25 protein-coding genes are annotated in these 22,667 nt (G+C 67.6%); 12 read left to right on the top strand and 13 right to left on the bottom strand.

Translation table 11 applies throughout. The features are described 5' to 3' along the window. Positions 1 to 25 precede the first annotated feature (25 nt). Complete coding sequence (locus AC1DTF_RS00655; RefSeq protein WP_200962034.1) at positions 26 to 1,186, top strand: hypothetical protein; 1,161 nt, start codon at positions 26 to 28, stop codon at positions 1,184 to 1,186. Between the two features lie 113 nt (positions 1,187 to 1,299). Continuing rightward, entirely contained in the window at positions 1,300 to 1,599 is a 300-nt protein-coding gene (locus AC1DTF_RS00650; RefSeq protein ID WP_057165258.1) for a DUF732 domain-containing protein, read from the top strand. Here the strand turns inward: AC1DTF_RS00650 and AC1DTF_RS00645 are convergent, their stop codons facing one another. Further along, a complete protein-coding gene (locus AC1DTF_RS00645) occupies positions 1,600 to 2,535 on the bottom strand; it encodes a DMT family transporter (protein ID WP_477472636.1) in 936 nt (311 codons plus the stop codon). Between the two features lie 71 nt (positions 2,536 to 2,606). Here AC1DTF_RS00645 and AC1DTF_RS00640 point away from each other — a divergent pair, with 71 nt between their 5' ends. Beyond that, the gene (locus AC1DTF_RS00640; protein WP_477472635.1) at positions 2,607 to 3,509 is read left to right on the top strand and encodes a LysR family transcriptional regulator; all 903 of its coding nucleotides are present in this window, start codon (positions 2,607 to 2,609) and stop codon (positions 3,507 to 3,509) included. Here the strand turns inward: AC1DTF_RS00640 and arc are convergent. Further along, on the bottom strand, positions 3,506 to 5,341 hold the full coding sequence (arc, locus tag AC1DTF_RS00635; protein WP_057165255.1) for a proteasome ATPase: 1,836 nt from the start codon (positions 5,339 to 5,341) through the stop codon (positions 3,506 to 3,508). The two genes, AC1DTF_RS00640 and arc, sit on opposite strands and share 4 nt — an antisense overlap. A gap of 145 nt (positions 5,342 to 5,486) precedes the next feature. On the opposite strand from arc, the gene AC1DTF_RS00630 reads away from it, so the two are divergent. Genes AC1DTF_RS00630 through AC1DTF_RS00620 form a run of 3 tightly spaced genes read left to right on the top strand, consistent with a single transcriptional unit; the run spans position 5,487 to position 6,835 of the window. Continuing rightward, on the top strand, positions 5,487 to 5,981 hold the full coding sequence (locus tag AC1DTF_RS00630; protein WP_057165254.1) for an MTB12 family secreted protein: 495 nt from the start codon (positions 5,487 to 5,489) through the stop codon (positions 5,979 to 5,981). A gap of 11 nt (positions 5,982 to 5,992) precedes the next feature. Beyond that, on the top strand, positions 5,993 to 6,535 hold the full coding sequence (gene lppK, locus AC1DTF_RS00625) for a lipoprotein LppK (protein WP_477472634.1): 543 nt from the start codon (positions 5,993 to 5,995) through the stop codon (positions 6,533 to 6,535). Between the two features lie 3 nt (positions 6,536 to 6,538). Further along, positions 6,539 to 6,835, top strand: coding sequence for a DUF503 domain-containing protein (locus tag AC1DTF_RS00620; protein ID WP_477472633.1), 297 nt, complete (start codon positions 6,539 to 6,541; stop codon positions 6,833 to 6,835). 6 nt (positions 6,836 to 6,841) lie between these two features. Here AC1DTF_RS00620 and AC1DTF_RS00615 read toward each other — a convergent pair whose 3' ends face one another. Next, on the bottom strand, positions 6,842 to 7,720 hold the full coding sequence (locus tag AC1DTF_RS00615; RefSeq protein WP_477472632.1) for a tRNA (adenine-N1)-methyltransferase: 879 nt from the start codon (positions 7,718 to 7,720) through the stop codon (positions 6,842 to 6,844). Between the two features lie 70 nt (positions 7,721 to 7,790). Between AC1DTF_RS00615 and AC1DTF_RS00610 the strand changes: the two genes are divergently transcribed. From AC1DTF_RS00610 to AC1DTF_RS00585, 6 genes are all read left to right on the top strand, one after another. After that, a complete protein-coding gene (locus tag AC1DTF_RS00610; RefSeq protein ID WP_057165250.1) occupies positions 7,791 to 8,687 on the top strand; it encodes a RecB family exonuclease in 897 nt (298 codons plus the stop codon). Continuing rightward, entirely contained in the window at positions 8,684 to 9,475 is a 792-nt protein-coding gene (locus AC1DTF_RS00605) for a thioesterase family protein (RefSeq protein ID WP_477472631.1), read from the top strand. Before AC1DTF_RS00610 ends, AC1DTF_RS00605 begins: the two co-directional genes overlap by 4 nt. Before the next feature lie 3 nt (positions 9,476 to 9,478). Beyond that, positions 9,479 to 9,982: a hypothetical protein gene (locus tag AC1DTF_RS00600; protein ID WP_477472630.1), complete on the top strand. Its 504-nt coding sequence runs from the start codon at positions 9,479 to 9,481 to the stop codon at positions 9,980 to 9,982. A 69-nt stretch (positions 9,983 to 10,051) separates the two neighbouring features. Beyond that, positions 10,052 to 10,369: an ArsR/SmtB family transcription factor gene (locus tag AC1DTF_RS00595; RefSeq protein WP_057165247.1), complete on the top strand. Its 318-nt coding sequence runs from the start codon at positions 10,052 to 10,054 to the stop codon at positions 10,367 to 10,369. Further along, complete coding sequence (locus AC1DTF_RS00590) at positions 10,366 to 10,875, top strand: SRPBCC domain-containing protein (protein ID WP_477472629.1); 510 nt, start codon at positions 10,366 to 10,368, stop codon at positions 10,873 to 10,875. Before AC1DTF_RS00595 ends, AC1DTF_RS00590 begins: the two co-directional genes overlap by 4 nt. Further along, on the top strand, positions 10,872 to 11,483 hold the full coding sequence (locus AC1DTF_RS00585; RefSeq protein WP_477472628.1) for a flavodoxin family protein: 612 nt from the start codon (positions 10,872 to 10,874) through the stop codon (positions 11,481 to 11,483). Before AC1DTF_RS00590 ends, AC1DTF_RS00585 begins: the two co-directional genes overlap by 4 nt. Here the strand turns inward: AC1DTF_RS00585 and AC1DTF_RS00580 are convergent. The 10 genes from AC1DTF_RS00580 to AC1DTF_RS00535 form a co-directional block, all read right to left on the bottom strand. Then, complete coding sequence (locus tag AC1DTF_RS00580; protein ID WP_477472627.1) at positions 11,467 to 12,846, bottom strand: FAD-containing oxidoreductase; 1,380 nt, start codon at positions 12,844 to 12,846, stop codon at positions 11,467 to 11,469. The genes AC1DTF_RS00585 and AC1DTF_RS00580 overlap by 17 nt on opposite strands. Next, positions 12,846 to 13,346 (bottom strand): DUF4126 family protein, encoded by a 501-nt coding sequence (locus tag AC1DTF_RS00575; protein WP_057165243.1) that lies wholly within the window; start codon positions 13,344 to 13,346, stop codon positions 12,846 to 12,848. The genes AC1DTF_RS00580 and AC1DTF_RS00575 overlap by 1 nt, the downstream gene beginning before the upstream one ends. Before the next feature lie 78 nt (positions 13,347 to 13,424). Continuing rightward, a complete protein-coding gene (hisG, locus tag AC1DTF_RS00570) occupies positions 13,425 to 14,276 on the bottom strand; it encodes an ATP phosphoribosyltransferase (RefSeq protein ID WP_057165242.1) in 852 nt (283 codons plus the stop codon). After that, positions 14,276 to 14,557, bottom strand: a complete 282-nt coding sequence (locus AC1DTF_RS00565; protein ID WP_057165241.1) for a phosphoribosyl-ATP diphosphatase — start codon at positions 14,555 to 14,557, stop codon at positions 14,276 to 14,278. The genes hisG and AC1DTF_RS00565 overlap by 1 nt, the downstream gene beginning before the upstream one ends. 30 nt (positions 14,558 to 14,587) lie before the next feature. Continuing rightward, positions 14,588 to 16,906: a putative bifunctional diguanylate cyclase/phosphodiesterase gene (locus AC1DTF_RS00560; RefSeq protein WP_477472626.1), complete on the bottom strand. Its 2,319-nt coding sequence runs from the start codon at positions 16,904 to 16,906 to the stop codon at positions 14,588 to 14,590. Between the two features lie 90 nt (positions 16,907 to 16,996). Further along, positions 16,997 to 18,466: a sugar porter family MFS transporter gene (locus AC1DTF_RS00555; protein ID WP_057165239.1), complete on the bottom strand. Its 1,470-nt coding sequence runs from the start codon at positions 18,464 to 18,466 to the stop codon at positions 16,997 to 16,999. Positions 18,467 to 18,546: 80 nt separating this feature from the next. Continuing rightward, a complete protein-coding gene (locus AC1DTF_RS00550; protein ID WP_477472625.1) occupies positions 18,547 to 19,608 on the bottom strand; it encodes an ABC transporter ATP-binding protein in 1,062 nt (353 codons plus the stop codon). Then, a complete protein-coding gene (locus AC1DTF_RS00545; protein ID WP_477472624.1) occupies positions 19,605 to 20,408 on the bottom strand; it encodes a carbohydrate ABC transporter permease in 804 nt (267 codons plus the stop codon). The genes AC1DTF_RS00550 and AC1DTF_RS00545 overlap by 4 nt, the downstream gene beginning before the upstream one ends. Beyond that, the gene (locus AC1DTF_RS00540; protein ID WP_057165236.1) at positions 20,405 to 21,277 is read right to left on the bottom strand and encodes a carbohydrate ABC transporter permease; all 873 of its coding nucleotides are present in this window, start codon (positions 21,275 to 21,277) and stop codon (positions 20,405 to 20,407) included. The genes AC1DTF_RS00545 and AC1DTF_RS00540 overlap by 4 nt, the downstream gene beginning before the upstream one ends. Next, entirely contained in the window at positions 21,274 to 22,626 is a 1,353-nt protein-coding gene (locus AC1DTF_RS00535; RefSeq protein ID WP_477472623.1) for an ABC transporter substrate-binding protein, read from the bottom strand. Before AC1DTF_RS00535 ends, AC1DTF_RS00540 begins: the two co-directional genes overlap by 4 nt. Between the last annotated feature and the right edge of the window lie 41 nt (positions 22,627 to 22,667).

The raw sequence follows: 22,667 nt of genomic DNA, 5'->3' as shown, positions 1-22,667 counted from the left end.
GCCGCCGAACGCGCACAATGTTGCGGTGTCCGACAGCAGCCCGACCAAGAACGACGAGCAGGTGCACGAGTGGTTTCTGCATCGCGGTCTGCCGCTGGTGCTGACCCGCCGGGTGCGGTCCCGGAGGTTGATCGAACGTTCGGCGCCGATGATCAGTTCGGTGGGTGCGCTGACCGCGCTGACCATGCTGCTGGCCGAGGTCACCGGCGACGGCCCGAACTACGCATACGCGTTGCGGCTGGGCATCATCACGCTCGTGCTGCTGGCCGCCCCGTTCGTGCTCGTGACACTGCACCGCCGATCCACCGCACTCGGCGAGGCCGCCCGGCGCTGGGGCGCCTGGGGGGTGATGGCCATCTTCGTGGTGGTGATGCCGGTGACGGTCAGCGGTTGGTCCGGCGCCGCGGCCGCCGAGGCGCCACTGTTCGTGCTGATCTCACTGCTCGCGATCTGGTTGACCTACCTGGGTTTCGGGTCTATCGCGGCATGGGCCTTCCGGTTCGCCTGGGTGCAGCTGGGCGCGCTCGGCACCCTGATGAGCCGGGCGCTGCCGCTGCTGATGCTGACGGTGGTGGTGTATTTCACCGGCGAACTGTGGCAGCTCTCGGCCCGGATGACTCGTCAACGCCTCTGGGAGACAGTCGGTTTCCTGGCATTGGTGGCGCTGCTGTTCATGGTCACCACCATCCGCGACGAGGTGCAGGCGCTGCGGGACGACCGCGCCGAACAGACCGATGCCGGCCGACTGCTGGCCGGCACGCCCTTCACCGCACCCGCGGGGACCCGCACGCCGCTCTCCCGCGCCGAGCAGATGAACGTCGTCGCCGTGATGGTGGTGTCCCAAGCCATTCAGGTGGTGCTGTTCACCGCCGGACTGTTCGCCTTCTTCCTGGCGCTGGGCATCATCGCCATCCCCTATGACGTCACCGTGCTGTGGGCCGCCGAGGAGACCTGCCAGGTCGGCCAACCGCCTTGTGCGGGAACGTGGTTCGGTGTCCACATCCCGATTCCGCAGACGGTGGTGCACACCTCGCTGTTCGTCGCCGTACTGTCCGGGCTCTACTTCACCGTGAGCACCAGTGTTGACCCGCTGTACCGACAGCGCTTCTTCGATCCGCTGATCGCCGACGTCGCGGTGAGCCTTGCTGGACGCGACGCCTACCTGGAATGGGAAGCCAAGAGCTGAGTCTGTTCGATTGGCGTGCAAACCCTGTGAGGCGGCTTTACACTTCCCTACGCTGCGCATCACCGGAAAATGTCCTGTGACTGGCAACCACCTGCGCAACACGGGATGAAGGGATGACCACCATGAGGAAGATGTTGCTGCCGGTCCTCGCGGCGACGTTCGCCGCGGGACTCGCGGTCGCGGCTCCGGCCAGCGCCGACGAAACCGGCTACTTCACCGAGCTGACCGATTACGGCTACGGCGACACTTCCCAGGAGGTGGCCCTGGACATGGGCTACTCCATCTGCGAGGACCTCGCCAACGGTGTGCCCCAACAGGTCACGCTCGACGCGATCTATGAGAACACCAACGAGAACGTCGACGCCGCCGACGCGACCTTCCTCTACAAGGCCGCCATCCTGCACCTCTGCTGATCAGCCCTTTTTCGATGGCGGCCCCGCGGCTCCCGGCCTGCGGGGCCGTCCTGGCGCGTCGGACGCCGACGTCGAAATCGTTGCGCTGTCAACGATTCTGCCCCAGTTCGTGCCGGCCACCACCAGTGCGGCGCCGAGCGCGCCGAGGGCGGTGACCGGGTCCCCGGCCAGCCCGACCCCGATCGCCACCGCCCACAGCGGCTCGGTGCCCAGCAGGAGGCTCATGCGCGCCGGAGTGCTGTACCGCACCGCCCACATCTGAACACCGAACGCGAACACCGTGCACGCCAGCGCGAGATAGGCGATCAGCGCCCAGTCCCGTCCGGACATCTGCGGCACGACGGAGAACTGTCCCAGCGCGCAGGCCGGCATCGATGCCAGCACCGCCACCGTGGTCAGCTGCACCAGCGTCACCGCCGCCGGATCGAGCCGGCGCTGCGTCGAGGCCCGCGACATCACGGTGACGTGCACGGCCCGCAGCACCGCCGCCGCCACGATCAGGGCGTCGCCGGCACTGGGCAGCGCAAAACCACCGGACTGGGTCAGCGCGAGGCAGCCCAGCACCACCACCGCGGCCGGTGCGTAGAACAGTGGCGCGACGGCTCCCCGACCACCCAGCAGCGGGGTGATCACCACCGTCAGCGCCATGATGAGACCGGCATTGGACGCCGATGTCCTTGTCACCCCGTATGTTTCACAGACACAGATAGCGGTCAGGATGGCGCCGAACAGCGATCCCACGAGTATTTCCGGGCGGCCGATTCGAGTGATCCGGCGCCCCAGCACCAGCGCCAGCACGCCGGCGGCGATGGCGAACCGCACAGCCAGGAAGGCCAGCACACTGTCCGCGTCGACGACCTCCTGGGCGGCCAGATAACTCGATCCCCACACCAACGCCACGGCCAGCAGGGCGAGGTCGACGCGGTACCGAGTCATGGGGCAAGACTGCCGACCACCGACCATTCAGTCCAGCTACTTCTTCTAACGCATAGAAGTAGTATTGCTACATGGATGCCTCAAGGCTACGCATGCTGCGCGAACTCGCCGACCACGGCACCGTCGCCGCGGTGGCCGACATGCTGGCCATGACACCGTCGGCGGTCTCCCAGCAGCTCAAGACCCTGCAGCGGGAGGCCGGTGTGACGCTGCTGGAACCGGCGGGTCGGCGGGTGCGACTGACCGACRCCGGGCAGGTGCTGGTGGATCACGCCGAACAGGTGCTCGCCGCGCTGGACCGGGCGCAGGCCGATATGGACAGCTACCGGACCACCGCCCGCGGCCAGGTGACGGTGTCGTTCTTCCCATCCGGTGCGGCGATGTTGTTGGCGCCGTTGATCCTCGGCACCCGGGCCCGGGGAGTCGAGGTCATCGGCCGCGATATCGACGTGCCTGCCGCGCGGGCACCCCAGCAACTCGCCGATGTCGATGTGGTGGTCGTGCACCGCGATGAGCGTGACACCACCGCTTGGGGTCCGAGGTTCACCTCCACGGTGTTGCTGCGCGAACCGCTGGACGTCCTGCTGCCGCCGCAGCACCCGCTGGCGAGCAAGGCGCAGCTGCGGCTCTCAGAGCTCGCCGATCAGGATTGGATCGGTGTCGAGGGCGGCTTGATGGTCGATGACGTGTTCAAGTCGATTGCCACCCTCACCGGGGTCGCACCCCGAATCACCCAACGGGTCAACGACTTCCGGGTCCTCGAGGAACTGGTGCAGGCGGGCATCGGAATCGCGCTGATGCCGCGCTACGTGGTGTTGGCACGCGATCTGGTCCGCAGGCCGATCGAGGACATCAAACTGGCCCGGCGGATCGAGGCGGTGACCCGCGCCGGCGCCGCGTCCCGGCCGGCGATCGCGCTGGTGCTCGCTGAGCTACACGCGATCGCCGACCTGGTCGGCGGCTCGGTTCCCTAGAGGTATTGCCCCAGGTTCGATTCGGTGTCGATGGCCCGGCTGGCCGACGAACTCTTGCCGGTGACGAGCGTACGGATGTAGACGATCCGCTCGCCCTTCTTGCCCGAGATGCGGGCCCAGTCATCGGGATTCGTCGTGTTCGGCAGGTCCTCGTTCTCGGCGAACTCATCGACGATCGAATCCAGCAGATGCTGGATGCGCAGACCCTTCTGCCCGCTCTCCAGCACCGATTTGATGGCGTACTTCTTGGCGCGGTCCACCACGTTCTGGATCATCGCCCCGGAGTTGAAGTCCTTGAAGTACATGACTTCCTTGTCACCGTTGGCATAGGTGACTTCCAGGAACCGGTTGTCGTCGATCTCGGCGTACATCCGGTCGACGACCTTCTCGATCATCGTCTTGATGGTCAGCCCACGGTCGCCGGCGAACTCGTCCAGATCGTCGGTGTTCACCGGCAGGTTCTCCGTCAGGTACTTGGAGAAGATGTCCTGTGCGGCTTCGGCATCCGGGCGCTCGATCTTGATCTTCACGTCCAGGCGGCCGGGCCGCAGGATGGCCGGGTCGATCATGTCCTCGCGGTTGGAGGCGCCGATGACGATGACGTTCTCCAGGCCCTCGACACCGTCGATCTCCGAGAGCAACTGCGGCACGACGGTGGTCTCCACGTCCGAGCTGACACCTGTGCCGCGGGTACGGAAGATCGAGTCCATCTCGTCGAAGAACACGATCACCGGGGTGCCCTCGGACGCCTTCTCCCGGGCCCGCTGGAAGATCAGCCGGATGTGGCGCTCCGTCTCGCCGACGAACTTGTTGAGCAGCTCGGGACCCTTGATGTTGAGGAAGTAGCTCTTGGCTTCCCGGGAGTCCTCGCCGCGCAGCTCGGCCATCTTCTTGGCCAGCGAATTCGCGACGGCCTTGGCGATCAGTGTCTTACCGCATCCGGGCGGGCCGTAGAGCAACACGCCCTTGGGCGGCCGCAGCGAGTACTCGCGGTAGAGATCCTTGTGCAGAAACGGCAGCTCCACCGCGTCGCGGATCTGCTCGATCTGGCGGGTGAGGCCACCGATATCGCCGTAGCTGACATCGGGCACCTCTTCGAGCACGAGATCCTCGACCTCGGCCTTGGGGATCCGTTCGAAGGCGTAGCCGGCCTTGGTGTCGACCAACAGCGAGTCGCCGGGACGCAGCTTGCGCGGGGGCTCTCCGTCGATGTCGAGCGGGATCTCCACCCCTTCGGGCAGGTACTCCACGCCGACCAGTGGTTCGGCCAGCCACACGATGCGTTCCTCGTCGGCATGGCCGACGACGAGCGCGCGGTGGCCGTCGTCCAGGATCTCGCGCAGCGTGCTGATCTCGCCGACCGCCTCGAAAGCGCCGGCCTCCACGACCGTGAGCGCCTCGTTCAGCCGGACCGACTGACCCTGCTTGAGGGTGCTGGTCTCGATATTGGGCGACAGCGTCAGACGCATCTTGCGACCCGAGGTGAAGACGTCGACGGTCTCGTCCTCGTAGACCGCGAGCAGCACCCCGTAGCCGCTGGGCGGCTGCCCGAGCCGGTCGACCTCTTCGCGCAGCGCGAGAAGTTGCTGGCGGGCCTCCTTGAGGGTGTCCATCAGCTTGGCGTTGCGCGCCGCCAATGAGTCGATGCGCGCCTCGAGCTGCTGGACATCGCGGGCCGTCCGCAGTCCGCTGCCGGCGCCTACCGCTCCCTCGAGTTGCTCACGCAGGGCGGCCGCTTCTCGGCGCAGCCTCTCCAGTTCGGCGGCATCCTCTGCGGACATGCTCGATTCGTGGGGTGTTCCGAAATTCTCAGAACGCTCGGACTCACTCATGCTGCGCTCCCTCCCGCACCGAATGTTGGTGCAGTAACAACTTCAACGCTACCGGCGATTCAGCCTTTGTGTGCGGTCTAGGAATTCGACACACCAGCAACGCTGTTAACCTCCTTGCTTAGCTTGCCCCATTGAAAGGACCACTGTGATCCTCAAAACCCTCGCAATCGGCTTCGTCACCAGCGCGGCAGCAGCCGGCCTGGTAACCGCTGCGGCGACGGGCGTGTCGTCGGTTACRGCCAGCAGCGCCCCGGCGATCACCCCGGTGGTCTGGGACATCCCGATGCCGCAGGCGCCCGCCCCCGAGTTGCAGGCACCTCTGACGCAGACGCTGAGCGTTCTCGCTGGGCCCGGTTCTTTCTCCGGGAAGGCCACCTACATCCAGGGTGGCATCGGCCGGATCGAGTCGATCGCCGCCGACCGCGCCTACAACAACGCCGCCCGCGAAGGTAAGTTCCCGCTGACCTTCAACATCGCCGACATCGATGTCAATGGGCCGGTCGCCACCGCGAACGTGACCGCCACCTCCGCCACCGGCGGCACCGCGACTCAGCCCGTGACCTTCACCGCCGGACCCAGCCCCACCGGCTGGCAGGTGTCCCGGCAGTCGGCCTTGGCGCTGCTCTCGGCGGCTGGCTGACCCACGCGCCGATGCGCCGCAGTCCCGTAGCGGTCGTGAGCGCCACCCTGTTCGTGGTGGCGCTCGGACTGTCGGGCTGCGGCGCGGAGCCGATTCCGCCGGTGCCGGTGACCTCGTCCTCCGCACCGGCTGCCGCGGGCGCCCAATCGGCCCCGCAGGCACCCCTGCCGGACCCCGAGGCGCTCACCGATGTGCTGGCCAGACTGGCGGACCCTTCGGTTCCCGGTGAGCAGAAGGTCGCGCTGGTGCAGTACGCCACTCCGGAAGACGGCGCCGCCCTGGACCGCTTCGCCCGGGCCACCGTGGACGGTGGTCTGGCACCGCTGACGTTCCAGGCCGCCGACCTCAGCTGGTCGCCCACCGAGTACGGCGACGTCGTCGCCACTGTGACGGTCAGTTCGGCCAACCCGGCCCCCGAGGCGCGCCCGTTCACCTTCCCCATGCAGTTCACCCTGGATGAAGGGGCCTGGCAGCTGACCCGGGCAACAGCCGACCAGTTGCTCGAACTGGGACCGGCCCCGACCGACACCCCGGCGCCCGAACCACCGCGGTAAGCCATGTGGATCGGTTGGCTGGAGTGTGACCTGCTGCTCGGGGATGTGCATTCGCTCAAGGAGAAGCGGTCGGTGATCCGTCCGGTGATCGCCGAACTGCGCCGCCGGTTCACCGTGTCGGCGGCCGAGACCGGAGATCAGGACCTGCACCGCCGGGCCGGTGTCGGGGTGTCCGTGGTGGCCGCCGACCGCGCGCATGTGGTGGACGTGCTCGACGCCGCCGAACGGCTGGTGGCGGCGCGGCCCGAGCTGGAGCTGCTCTCGACGCGCCGCGGACTGCACCRCAGCACCGACGAGTGAGCCCGCTCAGACCTGGGGGCGTTTGCGGCGCAGCGGCGTCGGGGTCACCGTGCCCGGCGCCAACTTGCGAGCGCTGATCAGGAAAGCGGTGTGCCCGCGCATGTTGTGCTGTGGCCGCACCGCAAGGCCGACGACGTTCCAGCCGCGCTGCATGGTTTCCCAGGACCTGGGCTCGGTCCAGCACTGCTGCTCCCGCAGCGCCTCCACGGTGCGGGAGAGTTGCGTGACGGTGGCGACGTAGACGATCAGCACGCCGCCGGCCACCAGCGCCGTCGCCACCGTGTCCAGGACGTCCCAGGGAGCCAGCATGTCCAGCACCACGCGGTCCACTTCTTGGTCGCCGGTCGCGTCGCTCGTCGCGTCGCCGGCCGCCGGGCGGCCGCCGGCCGGATACTCGTTCAGGTCGCTGATCCGCAGATCCCAGTTGGCCGGGCGCTCGCCGAAGAAGGTCTCGACATTGCGGATCGCGTGCACCGCATGGTCATCGCGCACCTCGTACGAGATGACCTGACCGGTCGGCCCGACCGCCCGCAGCAGTGAACAGGTCAGTGCGCCGGAGCCGGCACCGGCCTCCAGCACGCGTGCGCCGGGGAAGATATCGCCCTCGTGCACGATCTGGGCAGCGTCCTTGGGATAGATGACCTGCGCTCCGCGCGGCATCGACAGGACGTAGTCGATCAGCAGGGGCCGCAGCACCAGGAACGGGTCGCCGTTGGTGGACTTCACCACACTGCCCTCGGGCTGGCCGATCACGTTGTCGTGCGGGATGGCGCCGCGGTGGGTGTGGAACTCGGCACCCGGATTGAGCACCATCGTGTAGTGCCGTCCCTTGGCATCGGTGAGTTGCACGCGATCGCCGATGACGAACGGACCAGTGATTTGCACGGGGGTCAGCCTGCCAGACGCGCCGCCGAGGCTACGAATTGTTGTCGGCCCGCAGGCCTAGGCTTCACCTATGAGCGCCCCAGCACCCGCCCGCACCGGTTGGCGCCCGGCCCTGTCACCGTCACGGGCCAGTGATTTCAAACAGTGCCCGCTGCTGTACCGGTTCCGGGCGATCGACCGGTTGCCCGAGCCGGTCTCGCCGGCCCAGCTGCGCGGATCGGTGGTGCATGCCGCGCTGGAGGAGCTCTACGCGCTGCCCGCGGTCGAGCGCATCCATGACACCGCGCTGACGCTGGTGGACCCGGCGCTGGACCGGGTGCTCGCCGACGGCGCCGAGGTGGATGCGGAGCTTCGGGCCGAGCTGCTGCGCGATGCCCGCAAGCTGCTGTCGGGGTATTACCGCCTGGAGGACCCGACCCGCTTCGATCCGCACAGCTGCGAGCAGCGCGTCGAGGTGGAGTTGGAGGACGGCACGCTGCTGCGCGGTTTCGTCGACCGGATCGACATCGCCCCCACGGGTGAGATGCGGGTCGTCGATTACAAGACCGGCAAGTCCCCGTCGGAGCTGTGGGCACTGGCCGAGGCCAAGGCGCTGTTCCAGATGAAGTTCTATGCCGTCGCCCTCTGGCGGTCGCGCGGGGTGCTGCCCGCCAAGCTCCGATTGCTCTACCTGGCCGACGGACAGGTGCTCGACTACTCCCCCGACCTGGAGGAGCTGGTGCGCTTCGAACGGACCCTGACCGCCATCTGGCGGGCGATCCAGTCCGCCGGCAGTACGGGCGATTTCCGGTCCAAGCGCTCGAAGCTGTGTAGCTGGTGCGCGCACCAGCAGCTCTGCCCGGAGTTCGGCGGCACGCCCCCGGTGTACCCGGGCTGGCCGCAGGAACCCGCACCGGAGGGCAGGAGCGAAGCGACCCGGGAAATTGTTGCGGAGGGCAGGAGCCAGGAAGGAACGGCGGTCGAGTGAGCGACTGCCACTACCGGCGGCTGTCCGAGTCCGATGGCTACCAGGTGTTCGAATCCACCCTGGGCACCGCGAGCAACTGGGATACCGAGATCCAGCACGGGTCACCGCCACTGGCACTACTGACCCGAGCGATCGAAGAGCTCTACCTCGACCGTCCCGAACTCCGGGTGGGCCGTCTGGTGCTCGACATCCTGGGAGCCATTCCGGTCGCCCCGGTGAAGGTGCGCGCCTGGGTGGAACGGCCTGGCGCCCGGATTACCATGGCGGTCGCCGAGATGCGGACGGTCCAGGGCAAGGACCGGGTGCTGGCGCGGGTGAGTGCCTGGCTGCTGGCCACCAGCGATACCGCCGATGCCGTCACCGACCGCTATCCCCCGCTGGTGGAGGGTGCGGCGATGGAAAATCCGCACGGATGGGTCGGCGCACCCGGCTACCTGGACACCGTCAGCTGGCGCAAACAGCGGACCGGCCCCGGCGATGCTGCGGTGGTGTGGATGAGTCCCCTTGTGCCGCTGGTTGCTTCCGAGCCGTTGACCGATTTGCAGCGGTTGGCGATGGTGGTCGACTCGGCGAACGGTGTCGGCGCCGCACTCGATCCCGACGTGTTCGTCTTCATGAACACCGACACCGCCGTCCATCTGCACCGCGCGCCCGCCGGCAGCGACTTCGCGCTCCGCGCCCGTGGCTCCATCGGCCCGGACGGTATCGGGGTGACGACGGCGGATATCTTCGACCGGCAGGGATTCATCGGAACGTCTGCCCAGACGCTCCTCGTGCAGCGGAGGTAGGCGGTGGCCGGACTCTCGGTGATCGGCAGTGACGGGGTGACCTGGACGGTGCGCCGGCGTTGGCTGCCCTGGCGCGGGCCGGTGTCCTTCCGCGAGATGTGGCACAGTCCCTCGGACAAGGGCACCGCAACCGAGGACACGGCGACCACCGAGGAACCGCCCGGCGCCGCCCTGCGGTTCCTGCAGCTGACGGTCGGCGTGGTGCTGTGGGTGATCATCTACGGGGGCAAGGCGATACTCATCGCTCTGGCCGCGGTGTTCATGGTGTCGCTCTGGCTGATCAACCTGGTGCTGCAACTGCTGGCGCTGCCCGTCGTACTGCTGGCGCGGGCCACCGGGCTGGCCCGCTGGCCGGTTCAGGTCGACCGGCAGTACGCACATTTCCGCACCGAACATGCGAAGGACTACGCGGGCGCAGCCACCCTGCGCGACGAACTCGCCGCGCAGCTACAGGCGGGCACCCTGGACGGCATGCACCAGACGGCTGCTCCGGAGCAGGCCGCTTGACCGCACGGGCGCTGCCCCAAACAGCAATATGCGCTTGCATCTATATAGATCCATTGCAATACTTGGTTCATGGACGTCTTCGAAGCCGTCGCCGAACCCAGCAGGCGCACCTTGCTCGATGCCCTGCGACACGGTGAGCGCACCGCCGGTGAATTGGTCGACACCCTGCCCGCGCTGACGCAGCCCACGGTGTCCCGTCACCTGCGGGTGCTGCGCGAGGTCGGCCTGGTCGAGGTCCGCTCCGATGCGCAGCGGCGCATCTATGCCCTGCGCGCCGACGGTCTCGTGGAGATGGACACCTGGATCGAGTCCTACCGGCACTTCTGGTCCGGCCGCCTCGATGCGCTCGAAGACCATCTGCACGCGACGTTCGGGGAACCGTCGTGACCGCTCATGACGGACGGGTGGCCGTCGACGGTGATCGCGCGGTGCTGCACTTCGAACGACGACTGCCCTACCCGGTCGAGCAGGTGTGGACCGCGATCACCGATCCCGGTCATCGCGGAAAGTGGATGGGCCGCACCGTGATCGACCCGCGTGAGGGCGGCACCATCGAGACCGTCGCCTCCGGCCCGCCGCTGCCGCCCGAGCGCAAGCGGATGACCGGCCGCATTCTGGTCTGGGATCCGCCGCATGTGTTCGAACACGAATGGCTGCAGCCCATCGTCGAACCCGGGGTGGTGCGTTACGAACTCCGCTCCGACGGCGCCGGCACCCTGTTGCGGCTCAGCCACCGGGGGCTGAGCGCACCGAACGCGAATGGTTTCCGCACCGGGACACACGCGTACCTCGATCGGCTCGCGGCGTTGCTCGCCGGCGAAGCACTACCCAACTGGGCTCAACGCGTGCAGGCCATCTCCGGCTTCGCGCCGACAGGTGAGGAGTTCTCATGACCGACAATGCCTTCGGGAACCGGCCGGCGATCGTCATCGCCTACCACTCCGGCTTCGGGCACACCGCGACGCTCGCATCCGCGGTTGCCGACGGTGCGCGCGCCGAAGGTGCCGACGTCGCCGCGGTGGCCGTCGACACGATGGCGGATGCGGACTGGGCGACGCTGGACGGAGCCGACGCCATCATCTTCGGGACCGTGACCTACATGGGCAATGTGTCGGCCGGGTTCCAGGCATTCGCGGAGCAGACCGGACGGCGCTGCATCACCGGCGCGTGGCGGGACAAGATCGCGGCGGGGTTCACCAATTCCGGCGCCAAGAGCGGGGACAAGCTGACCGCTCTGATCTCGCTGATGGTGTTCGCCGCCCAGCATCACATGCATTGGGTCAGTCTGGGTCTGGGCCCGGGCTGGAACTCCTCGGCAGGTAGTGAGCAGGACCTGAACCGGCTCGGTTTCTGGCTCGGTGCGGGTGCGCAGACCGACGTCGACGCCGGACCCGAGGATGTGCACCCCGCCGACCTCCGGACCTGCCGGCACCTCGGGCAGCGCGTCGCCACCGTCACCGCCCAGCTGATGGCCGGCCGGGCGGCTAGTTCAGCGGCTTGAGATCCTGCAGCAGGGTGGGCACCAACTCGCTGACGGTCGGATGGATGTGCATGGTGCGTGAGATCGCGGTGTAGGGCAGCTTGGCGGTCATCACGTCCAGGATCGCGTGCACCACCTCGTCGCCACCGACCCCGAGAATCGACGCCCCCAGGATCTCCTCGGTCTCGGCATCGACCACGACCTTCATGAAGCCCTGGGTCTCGCCCTTCTCCACCGCCCGCCCGACGCGGGTCATCGGGCGCTTGCCCACCAACGCTTTACGACCGGTGCGACGCACCTCGTCGGCGGTCATCCCGGCACGGCCCAGCGGCGGGTCGATGTAGAGCGCGTACGTGGGCACCCGGTCGCTGACCCGGCGCGGGTCGTCGTCGAGCAGATTGGCCGCCACGATCTCGAAATCGTTGTACGAGGTGTGGGTGAAGGCGCCCTTGCCGTTGCAGTCCCCCATCGCCCAGATGTGCTCGACATTGGTGCGCAGGGTGTCGTCGACCTCGATGTAGCCGCGGCTGTCGGTGCGCACACCGGCGTGCTCCAGGCCGAGATCGTCGGTGTTGGGTATCCGGCCGACGGCGATCAGGGCGTGGCTGCCGACGATCGGTGCGGCACCGGATCGCGGGGTGACCTCGAATCCGTGCTGCAACTTGGTGAACCGGATGTCGTCGGCGCCGACGTGGATCTCGATGCCTTCGGCTTCGAGGATGCCCCGGATGGCCGCCGAGACATCCTCGTCCTCACGGGAGGTCAATCGGGGCCCCCGTTCGATCACCGTGACGCGCGCCCCGAAACGCCGGTACATCTGCGCGAACTCCAGGGCGATGTAGCTGCCGCCGACGACGACGAGGTGCTCGGGCACCGAATCGAGTTCCAGCACCGACACATTGGTCAGATAGTCGATATCGGCCAGGCCCGGCAGATCCGGCACCACGGCACGGCCACCGACGTTGAGGAAGATGCGTTCGGCGCGCAACAGCCGGCCGTCGAGATCGACGGTGTGCGGGTCGACGAAACGGGCGTGCCCGCGTAACAGGGTGGCGCCGTCCATCCCTTCGAGCCAGCCCTCGACACCGTCCCGGTCGGACTGCACGATCTGATCCTTGCGGGCCTTCACCTTCGCCATGTCGACGGTGACCTCGCCGGTGCCGATACCGAAATCGGTTGCACGGCGGGCGATGTGGGCGGCATGCGCACTGGCGACCAGGGTCTTGGTGGGGATACAGCCCGAGTTGACGCAGGTGCCGCCGACGAGTTTGCGCTCGATCACCGCGACCCGCTGTCCGGCGGCGGTCAGCCTGCCTGCCAGCGGTGGTCCGGCCTGGCCGGCGCCGACGATGATGGCGTCGAAATCGGTTACCGGGCCGGTCATCAGATCAGGCTGGCGAGGAAGACGACGAGGAAACCGCCGAGCACCGCGGTGACATCCTCGACCAGAGCCACCGGGAGGTCCTTGCCGCCGTTGCGTGCGACCAGGGCCTTGCGGGCCCGGTAGCCGCCCATCGTGCCCAGCACCGCACCGATCACGCCGGCACCGATGCCGGAGATGATCGTCCCGGTCTTCACTGCGGCCAACGCGCCGGTCACCAGGACGGCCCCGGCAAATGCACCGGTGAACAACCGCGCCGCGAACTGCACCGTGACGGTGCGCGCCGGGGTGTTGGGCAGCTGGTCGGTGACCAACTCGACGACCAGCAGGACGGTCAGCACCGTGACGGTGATCGGGTTGGTCAGAAACTGCGCCCAGGTGCCGTCGAGGTCGATCCAGCCCAGCGCGCCGCCCCAGGCCACCACCGCCGGAGGTGTCAGTGCGCGCAACCCGGCGACCACGCCGATCAGCAGTGCCAGCAGCAGAGCAAGGACCACCGTCATGACAACCTCCGGACAAGATCGGATGATCTCCGGACGCTAACACGCACGACTCCGGTCAGCCCGGTATCCGGTGCTGTGTCAGAACCGGCAGAACCGGATGTCGGAGGCCAGGATCGCCTTGGCGCCGATGGCGGCGATCTCGTCCATGATGGCGTTGACGTCACGGCGCGGCACCAACGCGCGCACCGCCACCCAGTCAGGGTCGGCCAGCGGAGCGATCGTTGGCGACTCGAGGCCGGGTGTGACGGCGGTGGCCTTCTCCAGCACGGTGCGCGGGCAGTCGTAGTCGAGCATCAGGTACTGCTGGCCAAAGACGACACCCTGCACCCGTGCAGCCAATTGGTCGCGCGCGGGATCGGGCTCGGGATCCGCGCGTTCGATCAGGATCGCCTCGGAATCGCACAGCGACTCACCGAAGGCGACCAGATTGTGCAGTCCCAGGGTGCGTCCGGAACCGACGATGTCGGCGATGACATCGGCGAGACCGAGCTGGATGGAGATCTCCACGGCACCGTCGAGGCGGATGACGGTGGCCTCGATCCCCTTGTCCGCCAGATCCTTACGGACCAGATTCGGGTAGGCGGTGGCGATCCGCTTGCCCGCCAGCGCATCCATCGTCCAGTCCTGGCCCTTGGGCGCGGCGTAGCGGAACGTCGATGAGCCGAAGCCCAGCGCCAGCCGTTCGCGGACCGGGGCATCGGACTCGGCGGCCAGGTCGCGGCCGGTGATGCCGAGGTCGAGTTCCCCGGAGCCCACGTAGATCGCGATGTCCTTGGGCCGCAGGAAGAAGAACTCGACGTTGTTGGCGGGATCGACGACGGTCAGATCCTTGGGATCGGTCCGGCGCCGGTAGCCGGCCTCGGACAGGATCTCGGCGGCCGATTCGCTGAGCGCACCCTTGTTCGGCACGGCGACGCGAAGTGTCGTCATCACAGGTTCCGGTACACGTCGTCGAGGCTGAGACCGCGCGAGAGCATCAGCACCTGGGTCCAGTAGAGGAGCTGGCTGATCTCCTCGGAGAGCGCTTCATCGCTTTCGTGCTCGGCGGCCAGCCACACCTCGCCGGCCTCCTCGAGGATCTTCTTGCCCAGGCCGTGCACGCCGGCGTCCAGCGCAGCGACCGTGCCGCTGCCGGCGGGCCGGGTCTGCGCTTTCTCACTGAGCTCGGCGAACAGGCCTTCGAAGGTCTTCACGGGCACCGATTGTTTCATGCGGGCAGGACAACCTCGGAGACGCGGTGCTCATCCCGCCCAATCTGAGGCGCCCAGTCTGTCGAGCAACGCGGGCACGGCGGCGGGTTCGACCGGGGTGCTGAAGAAGAAACCCTGGCCGATGTCACAGCTGTGCCGGGTGAGCCAGTCGGCGGTGTCGGCGTTCTCGACACCTTCGGCGACCACCGAGATGCCCAGGGTATGGGTCAGATTGATCACGGCGCCGACCACCGCGGCGGCCCGTGGGTCGGAGGTGACGTCGGCGACGAACTGCCGGTCGAGCTTCACTTCGTCGACGGCGAGGTCACGCAGGTAGGACAACGCCGAGTAGCCAGTGCCGAAGTCGTCGATGGCCACCCGCACCCCCCGTTCGCGCAGCTCCCGCAGCACCGCTTTGACGGTGCCGACCTCGGTCAGGACGAGATCCTCGGTGATCTCCACGGTCAGCACGTCGTGGTCGAGGTGGCGGCGGTCGAGTTCCAGGCAGAGTTGGTCGGGCAGTCGCGTGTCACGCAGCATCGGCGCGAAGAAGTTGATCGCGACGGCGACGTCGAGACCCTGGGAACGCCAGTCGGCCGCGTCATCGAGCACCTTGCTGACGACGATCTCCGACACGGGACGCATCAGACCGTGTTGGCGGACCAGGGACAGAAAGGCGTCGGGACGCAGCATGCCCAACCGTGGGTGGGGCCACCGCAGCAGTGCCTCGACACCGGTGACCCTTCCGCTGCTCAGATTCACCTTGGGTTGGTAGGCCACCTCGATGGTGCGGTGATCCACCGCGTCGCGAAGCTCACCCAGCAGGCGGATGCGTGCGGCTCCCCCGCCCGCGGGGCGACGGGGCCGCTGCTTGAGGTCGACGATGTCGGTGGGCGCCGTGGTCAGGTCGGCGGCGAACGTCTGGATGTCGGCCGCCGACCGTTTGGCCGCGTACATCGCCAGGTCGGCCTGCGTCATCAGCATGCTCGCGGTGAGGTCCGGTTCATCCTCGGACGCCGTCGCCACCCCGAGACTCGGTCGCAGGAAGACTTCGTGATCGTCGACCTCGAACGGCCGCTCGAAGGCTTCGACCACCCGTTGCGCGACCAGCTGGTGGTCATCCGCGCCGCCTTCGAGCAACATCATGAATTCGTCGCCGCCCAGGCGCGCGACGGTGTCGCCGGTCCGGACACACTCCAGGAAGCGTTGTCCTGCCCCGATCAACAGTCGATCCGCCACGGGGTGGCCCAGGCTGTCGTTGACCAGTTTGAAGTCGTCGAGATCGATCGAAATCACGGTGATGGGCCGGGAATCGCGGACCCGTAACAGCATCGCGTGGTCCAGGCGTTCGTTGAACAATGTGCGATTTGCCAAGCCGGTCAACGGATCTCGTAACGCTTGATCGGCTGCTGCGGTCAGCAACTGGCGGTTGTCCCACGCCGACAGTATCTGCCTGGCGCAGATGACAACCACGATCATCTGCACCAGCACGCTCTCGAATCCGCGCATCACCACCGGCGGACCGAGAACGCCCGCCAGCAACAACGGGACATAGGGCAACCACAGTGACGAGTGGGACGGCACCGGCGCCGGGCGATCGGGTGCGGGCTGCGGGCGCCGGCTCAGCACCGCCGCGACGGCGAACAACGCCATGGCGGCGGCCCACAGCAGGTCGATGAAATGTCCGGTGCGGTAACTGCCGTCGACGATCAGGAACGCCAAAGTGACGTCGGCGACGGTGATCAAGGTGATGGCGACGGTGACCACTGCCAGCGCCACGGGCCTGCGGCGTCGCGAGCGCGCCAGAGCCAGCACCGCGATCGACAGCACCACCACATCGGCCAATGGGGTGACCAGCGCCAGCGTCAGTTCGACGTTGTGGTCACGCAGGTTGTCGAACACCCGATTCAGGCTGAAGATCCACACCAGCAGAAACAGGCAGAGCGAGACCGTCAGCGCGTCGAGGGCCAGGTGCAGCCGCGAGATCAGGGTGCCCGCCGCGAGCAGCTGGGCCAGGCCGAGGGCGACGAGCACGTTGAACGCCAGATAGAACAGATCCGCCGGTGAGGGTGACGGCGGCTGACGCAGCACCACGTCGTAGACCAACCAGATCGCGTCACCGATCGCCCATGCCGCCAGCGCCGCGGCCAGGATCGCCCAGGCCAGGCGCACGGGTCCGTCGGCCGCGCGGGCGGCTGTCACGGCGCTCGCGGCGGCATACCCCGCCAGTGCCAGCGAGATGGCGTCATTGACGACGGGTAGGTGGGCCGCATCGCGTGCCAGCACCATCGTCAACGCGAGCGCCACCACCAGCACCCACGGCGCGGCGATCGCCGCGACGTCGCGCGACAGCAACCGACCGGCGTCCACCTGCTCACCCCCAACGACCGACGTGCTCCCCGCACTCAAGGTAACGGTGGGGCCGATGTGCCGCTGATCGCCCCCGGGCGCACTCGGCGGTCAGTTGGTGGCGGATTTGTCCTCACGGAGGATCGAGCCGTGCATGTCCTCCAGCGACACGCCTTTGGTCTCCATCACCCACCGCCAGACGAACAGGCCCGACAGCACCGCGCACAGTGCGTAAAAGCCGTAGGCCAAGCCCAGGTGCTCCCGCAGACCCGGGAAGGTGACGGTGATCAGCCAGTTGGCTGCCCACTGACCGGCCGCGGCAATACCGAGCGCGGCGGCGCGGATGCGGTTGGGGAACATCTCGCCGAGCAGCACCCAGACCACCGGGCCCCAGGACATACCGAACGCGACGACGAAGAGGTTGGCCGCGATCAGCGCAATCGTCCCGGATGCGCCGGGCAGGCTCGGCGTGCCGTCGGCGTTGAGCGTCGCGTTACCGAAGATGACCGCCATCGTGAGGAGCGTGACCGCCATGCCGGTCGATCCGATCAGCAGTAGCGGCTTGCGTCCGATCTTGTCGATCAGAGCGATCGCGATCAACGTCGTCAGCACGTTGATGACCGAGGTGATCACGGTGAATTTTGCCGAGTCATCGGCGCTGAAGCCGACCGCCTGCCACAGCACGTTGGAGTAGTAGAAGATCACGTTGATGCCGACGAACTGCTGGAAGATCGACAGGCCCAGACCCACCCAGACGATGCCGTAGATGCCGCCGGTCGGCTTCTTGAGGTCCCGCAGCGACGGCTTGTCCTCGCGCTCCAGGGTGTCCCGGATACGGGTGATCGTGATCTCCAGGTTCTTCTGCCCGAGCAACATGCTCAACACCCGGCGGGCTTCCGGAATCTTGTGGCTGGCAACGAGATAACGCGGCGACTCCGGGATGGTGAAGGCCAGCACGCCGTACAGCACGGCCGGCACGGCCATCGCCAGGAACATCCACCGCCAGGCGTCCAGGCCCAGCCACAGCACCTCGTTGGGCCCGCCCGCCGCCCACTGCAGCACCCAGTTGATCGCAAAGGACGCGAAGATACCCAGCACGATGGCCAATTGCTGCAGTGAGCCCAGCCGGCCGCGGATGCCCGGCGGCGACGTCTCGGCGATATAGGCCGGCGCGATGACCGACGCCACACCCACACCGATGCCACCGACGATGCGGAACACCACCACCGTCCAGACCTCGTGTGCCAGGCCCGTTCCGAAAGCACTGATGAGGAACAACACGGCCGCAATCTTCATCACCGCGATGCGGCCGATCTTGTCGGCGATGCGGCCCGCTGTCATCGCGCCGACCGCGGCTCCAAGCAGCGCAGACGCGACCGCGAACCCGAGTTTCGCGTTGTCGATCCCGAAGTCCTCCTGGATGGAGTCGACTGCGCCATTGATCACCGCGCTGTCATAGCCGAACAGCAGGCCGCCGAGCGCGGCGACCGCCGCGATCCGCACCGCCGTGCGACCGGAGCTGAACCCGGAATCGTCATCGAGGAACGAGGCTTCGTCGCCTCCGACCGGACCGTGCGTCATGGATCGTCCTTCCACCCCGTGCCGTGATGCGTGTCACATCACAATCGCACAGTCGCCGTCCCAAAGGGTCGGTTACCGGCTCAGTCCGGTCGGCGATTCCCGCCCACCGCATCGAACAGATGCTCCCGGCCTGGTCGCACCCGAACACGCACCGGTGCACCGGGTCCCGGGGGCGTGGCCCAGGCCGCCACCGTGGCCGCCTCCACGACCGCGGTCAGGCGGTGTTCGCCGACCTCCACGATCACCGCGTAGCGCGGTCCCAACAGCTCGATGAGATCCAGCCGGCCCTCACCGGCATCGTCCGGTTCGATGACGAGATCCTCCGGGCGCACCCCGAAAACGACCGCCCCATCGGGGCCCGGCGCCGGCCACCGCAGCGCACCGGACTCGAAGCTGCCCCCGCGCACCTGGCCTTCGACCAGGTTCATGCTCGGTGATCCGATGAACCCTGCGACGAACGTGTTGGCCGGGCGCCGGTACAGCTGTTCGGGTGTCCCGCTCTGCGCGATGCGACCGGACTGCAGCACCACCAGCTGATCGGCGATCGTCATCGCCTCCTCCTGGTCGTGGGTGACATAGAGCGCGGTGATCCCGGTCTGCTGCTGCAGCCTGCGGATCTCGGTGCGCAACTCGACGCGCAGCTTGGCATCCAGATTGCTCAGCGGTTCGTCGAAGAGGAAGACCGACGGGGTCCGCACCAGGGCCCGGGCGATCGCCACCCGCTGCTGCTGACCGCCGGAGAGCTGACGCGGTTTGCGGTCGAGCAGTGCGGCGATGCCGACGCGTTCTGCCGCTTCGGCGGCGCGGGCGGCGGCCTCGGCCCTGCCCACTCCGGCATTCCGCAACGGGAAGGCGATGTTCCGGGCCACCGTCAGCTGCGGGTACAACGCGTAGTTCTGGAACACCATGGCCACATCGCGCCGCCGCGGAGTCTCCGCGGTGACATCCCGGTCGCCGATGTGCACGGTGCCGGCGTCGGCCGACTCAAGTCCGGCGACGATGCGCAGCGTGGTGGACTTACCGCATCCGGACGGGCCGACCAGCACGGTCAGCGATCCGTCGGGCAGCGTCAACGTCAGATCGTCCACGACGGTCGCGTCGCCGAAACTCTTCGTGAGACCGGTCAACTCGAGTGCGGTCACTTGGTGGCTCCGGTCGCCAGACCGCCGACCAGGAACCGCTGGGCCGCCAGCGCCAGCGCATAAACGGGCAGGATGCCCAGCAGTCCCGCAGCGGCCTGCTGCCCGAACTGGACGTTGCGGTCCCCCTGGAACAGCGAAAGTCCGACGGTCAAGGTCTGGCTCTCCTTCGTGACGGCGAGATACACGGCGAACAAGAAGTCGTTGTAGGACAGGAAGAACACCACCAGCAGGGCCGCGATCACCCCGGGCCACAGCAGAGGCAGCACGGCCCTGGCGAACGCGCCGGCCACCGACAGTCCGTCGATGACGGCGGCCTCGTCGATCTCGATCGGTACGCGCCTGACAAAACCGTCGATCAGCCAGGCGGCGACCGGAACGTTCGCGATCCCGTTGACCACGATCAGGCCCACCATGCTGTTGGTCAGACCGGCGCTGCGCAACAGGAAGAAGAGCGGGATGACCGCGACGATCGGCGGTGCGCAGTATGCGGCCAGCAGGACGGTCAGCAATCGCTCACCGCCGAATCGGCGCGCGGTGAAATACGCTGTGGGAGTGGCGATCGCGACCGCCAGCACGGCTGCGCCCACCGCCGATATCCACGAGTTCTGCAGCATGGTGCCCAGCGCGATGGTGTCGAACACGGAGGTGAAGTTCGCCGATGTCCATTCGCCGGGCAGCAGACTGGAGTTCAGGACGTCGGCAGGCGGGCGCACCGACAGCGACACCAGGTAGCCCACAGGGATCAGCACGATCAGCACCACAACGGCGAGAGCCGATCGAATCAGTACACGTGTGGTCATGCGCGCTCAGCTTCCACCGACCGGGACCGCGCGGCGGTGAAGACCGTTGCCACCACGCCGACGACGGCAGCGAACACCAGTGTCTGCGCCGCCGCGGTGCCCATGTCGAAGCTTCCGCGCAAGCCGGTCTGGTAGATCAGGTACGGCGACAGCGTCGTCGCGAAACCCGGCCCGCCCGAGGTGATCACGACGATCAGGTCGAACACCCGGTAGCCGATCACGAGCTCCAGGATCAACACCGCCCAGGCGGTCGGCGCGATCGCCGGCCAGGTCACGCTCGTGAAGGTGCGCCACGGCCCGGCCCCATCGATCCGCGCGGATTCCTGCAGCTCGGGACGCACCACGCCGAGGGCGGCGAACAGCACGAGTACCGCAAACGGCGTCCACTGCCAGATGTGGATGCTCAGCAGCACCGCATACGCCCCCGCCCCCGAGCCCAGCGGGTTGGCGCCGGCCAGGCCGACAGCCGACAGTACATCCGACAGGCCGCCGCCGACGGGTGCCAGCAACAGTTTCCAGGCCACCCCGATGAGCACCGGCGCGGTGACCAGTGGCAGCAGCAGCAGCGCCCCGACGGCGCCGAACCGGGTACCGCGGGCCCGCAGCAGCACCGCCAGCAGCAGGCCGATCCCGGTGGTGGCGGTCGTGGCGACCAGCGCGAACAGCGTGGAGCGCCACAGTGATGGCACGAAGGCCGGCGCGTCGAAGGCGGTGTGGAAGTTCTGCGCTCCGGTGAAGGCCCGCAACGGATTTCCCAATGACGAATCGGTGAGCGCCAAGGCGATCAGATACGCGGTCGGGTACACCAGGAACAACACCAGTCCAGCGACGGCGGGCAGCGCCAGCCAGAGCGGGACGCGACGGATCATGTCGCGGCGTTCTCCCAGCTCTTCTGGGCGTTCTCCAGTGACTGCTCGACGGTCTGGGTGCCCGCGATCGCGAGAGCGAGCTGATCGACGAGATCCTGCAACAGTTTCGGCGCACCTTTACCCTTGGGCCACACCAACGGATCGCCGTGCAGGCCCTGCCGGATCGGTTCGATCGCCCCGGTCACCACCTTGGCGTAGCCATCGGAATCGAGCACGTCCCCACGCACCGGGTCGATGCCTGCGCCCGCGGTGGAGGACACCTTCAGGTTCTGCGGGGCCGCGGTGGCCCAGTTGAGGAAGGCCGCCGCAGCGTCCTGATTCTTCGACGCGGTCGAAATGCCCAGTCCGAAACCGGCATCCAGTGCGGTGCGCGGTGTGGTGTTCGAGCCGCCCACCGGCAGCGACACCGCTCCCCACCGGCCGGCGATCTTCGACGCCGTCGGATCCTCGGCCCGCAGCGCCATATCGGTCCAGGTGTCCAGCAGGGCGCCCTGACCGCTCAGGAAGGCCTGATTGGCCTGATCGAATCCGATCTGCAGCGGGGTGGGCAGTGCGGCGGGCGCGACATCGACGAGGTGACGCAGGGCCGCGACGGACGACTCCGACGTCAGGTCCGGCTTACCGTCGGCGGTGAGCAGATTGCCCCCGTATCCGGTCAGCCTGTTGATGTACGAGCAGCCCAGGATCATCGGCACCTGCTGACCCGACACGATCGCGCCATAGGCGCTGCCACGGGCATCGGTGGTGATCTTGGCGGCGACCTCGTCGTACTCGTCCCAGGTCTTGGGCGGTTCCACCCGGTAGCGTTCGAGCAGTTCGGCATTGAAGAACAGAATGTGGACGTCCCCGTCGTAGGGCAGTCCGTATCGCTTGTCGTCGAGCAGGGTGTACGGATCATAGATCGACGGCAGATAGCCGCTGACGTCGATGGCGTCGGTGTTGTTGTCGATCCACTCGGTGACATCCACCAGCGCCCCGGCGTCGACGAGGTCGCCCAGCCCGAAGTAGAAGTAGTCGAACACGTCGAATTCCCCGGTGCCGCTTTGCACATCGAGGATCTGCTTGCTGGTCAGCTGGTCATAGGGGGCGGCGGTGACTTCCAGCGCGCCACCGGTCTCCGCCGCCCAGGCCGGCGCAAGGATGTCCCGGAAGGACGTGACGTGCGGCTGGTTGACCAGCAGTTTGAGGGTCACGCCGTCGAATCGGCCGGATACCGGAGCGGTTTTGGGCAATGCGCTGGTACTCGACGCCGAGCCGCAGGCGGCCAGAACCGGTGCGAGCACCGCCGCGCCGCCTGCCAGTCCGAGCAACTGCAGCGCACGCCGGCGCGAAAGATGGTGAGTGGTCACAACTTTCTAGAATAGAAAGGCACGGCAGCGCTCGGCGAGGT

Source organism: Mycobacterium sp. P4_H6, assembly GCF_056400845.1.
Note: the sequence above shows the minus strand (reverse complement) of the source record. Positions and strands in the feature narration are given on the sequence as shown.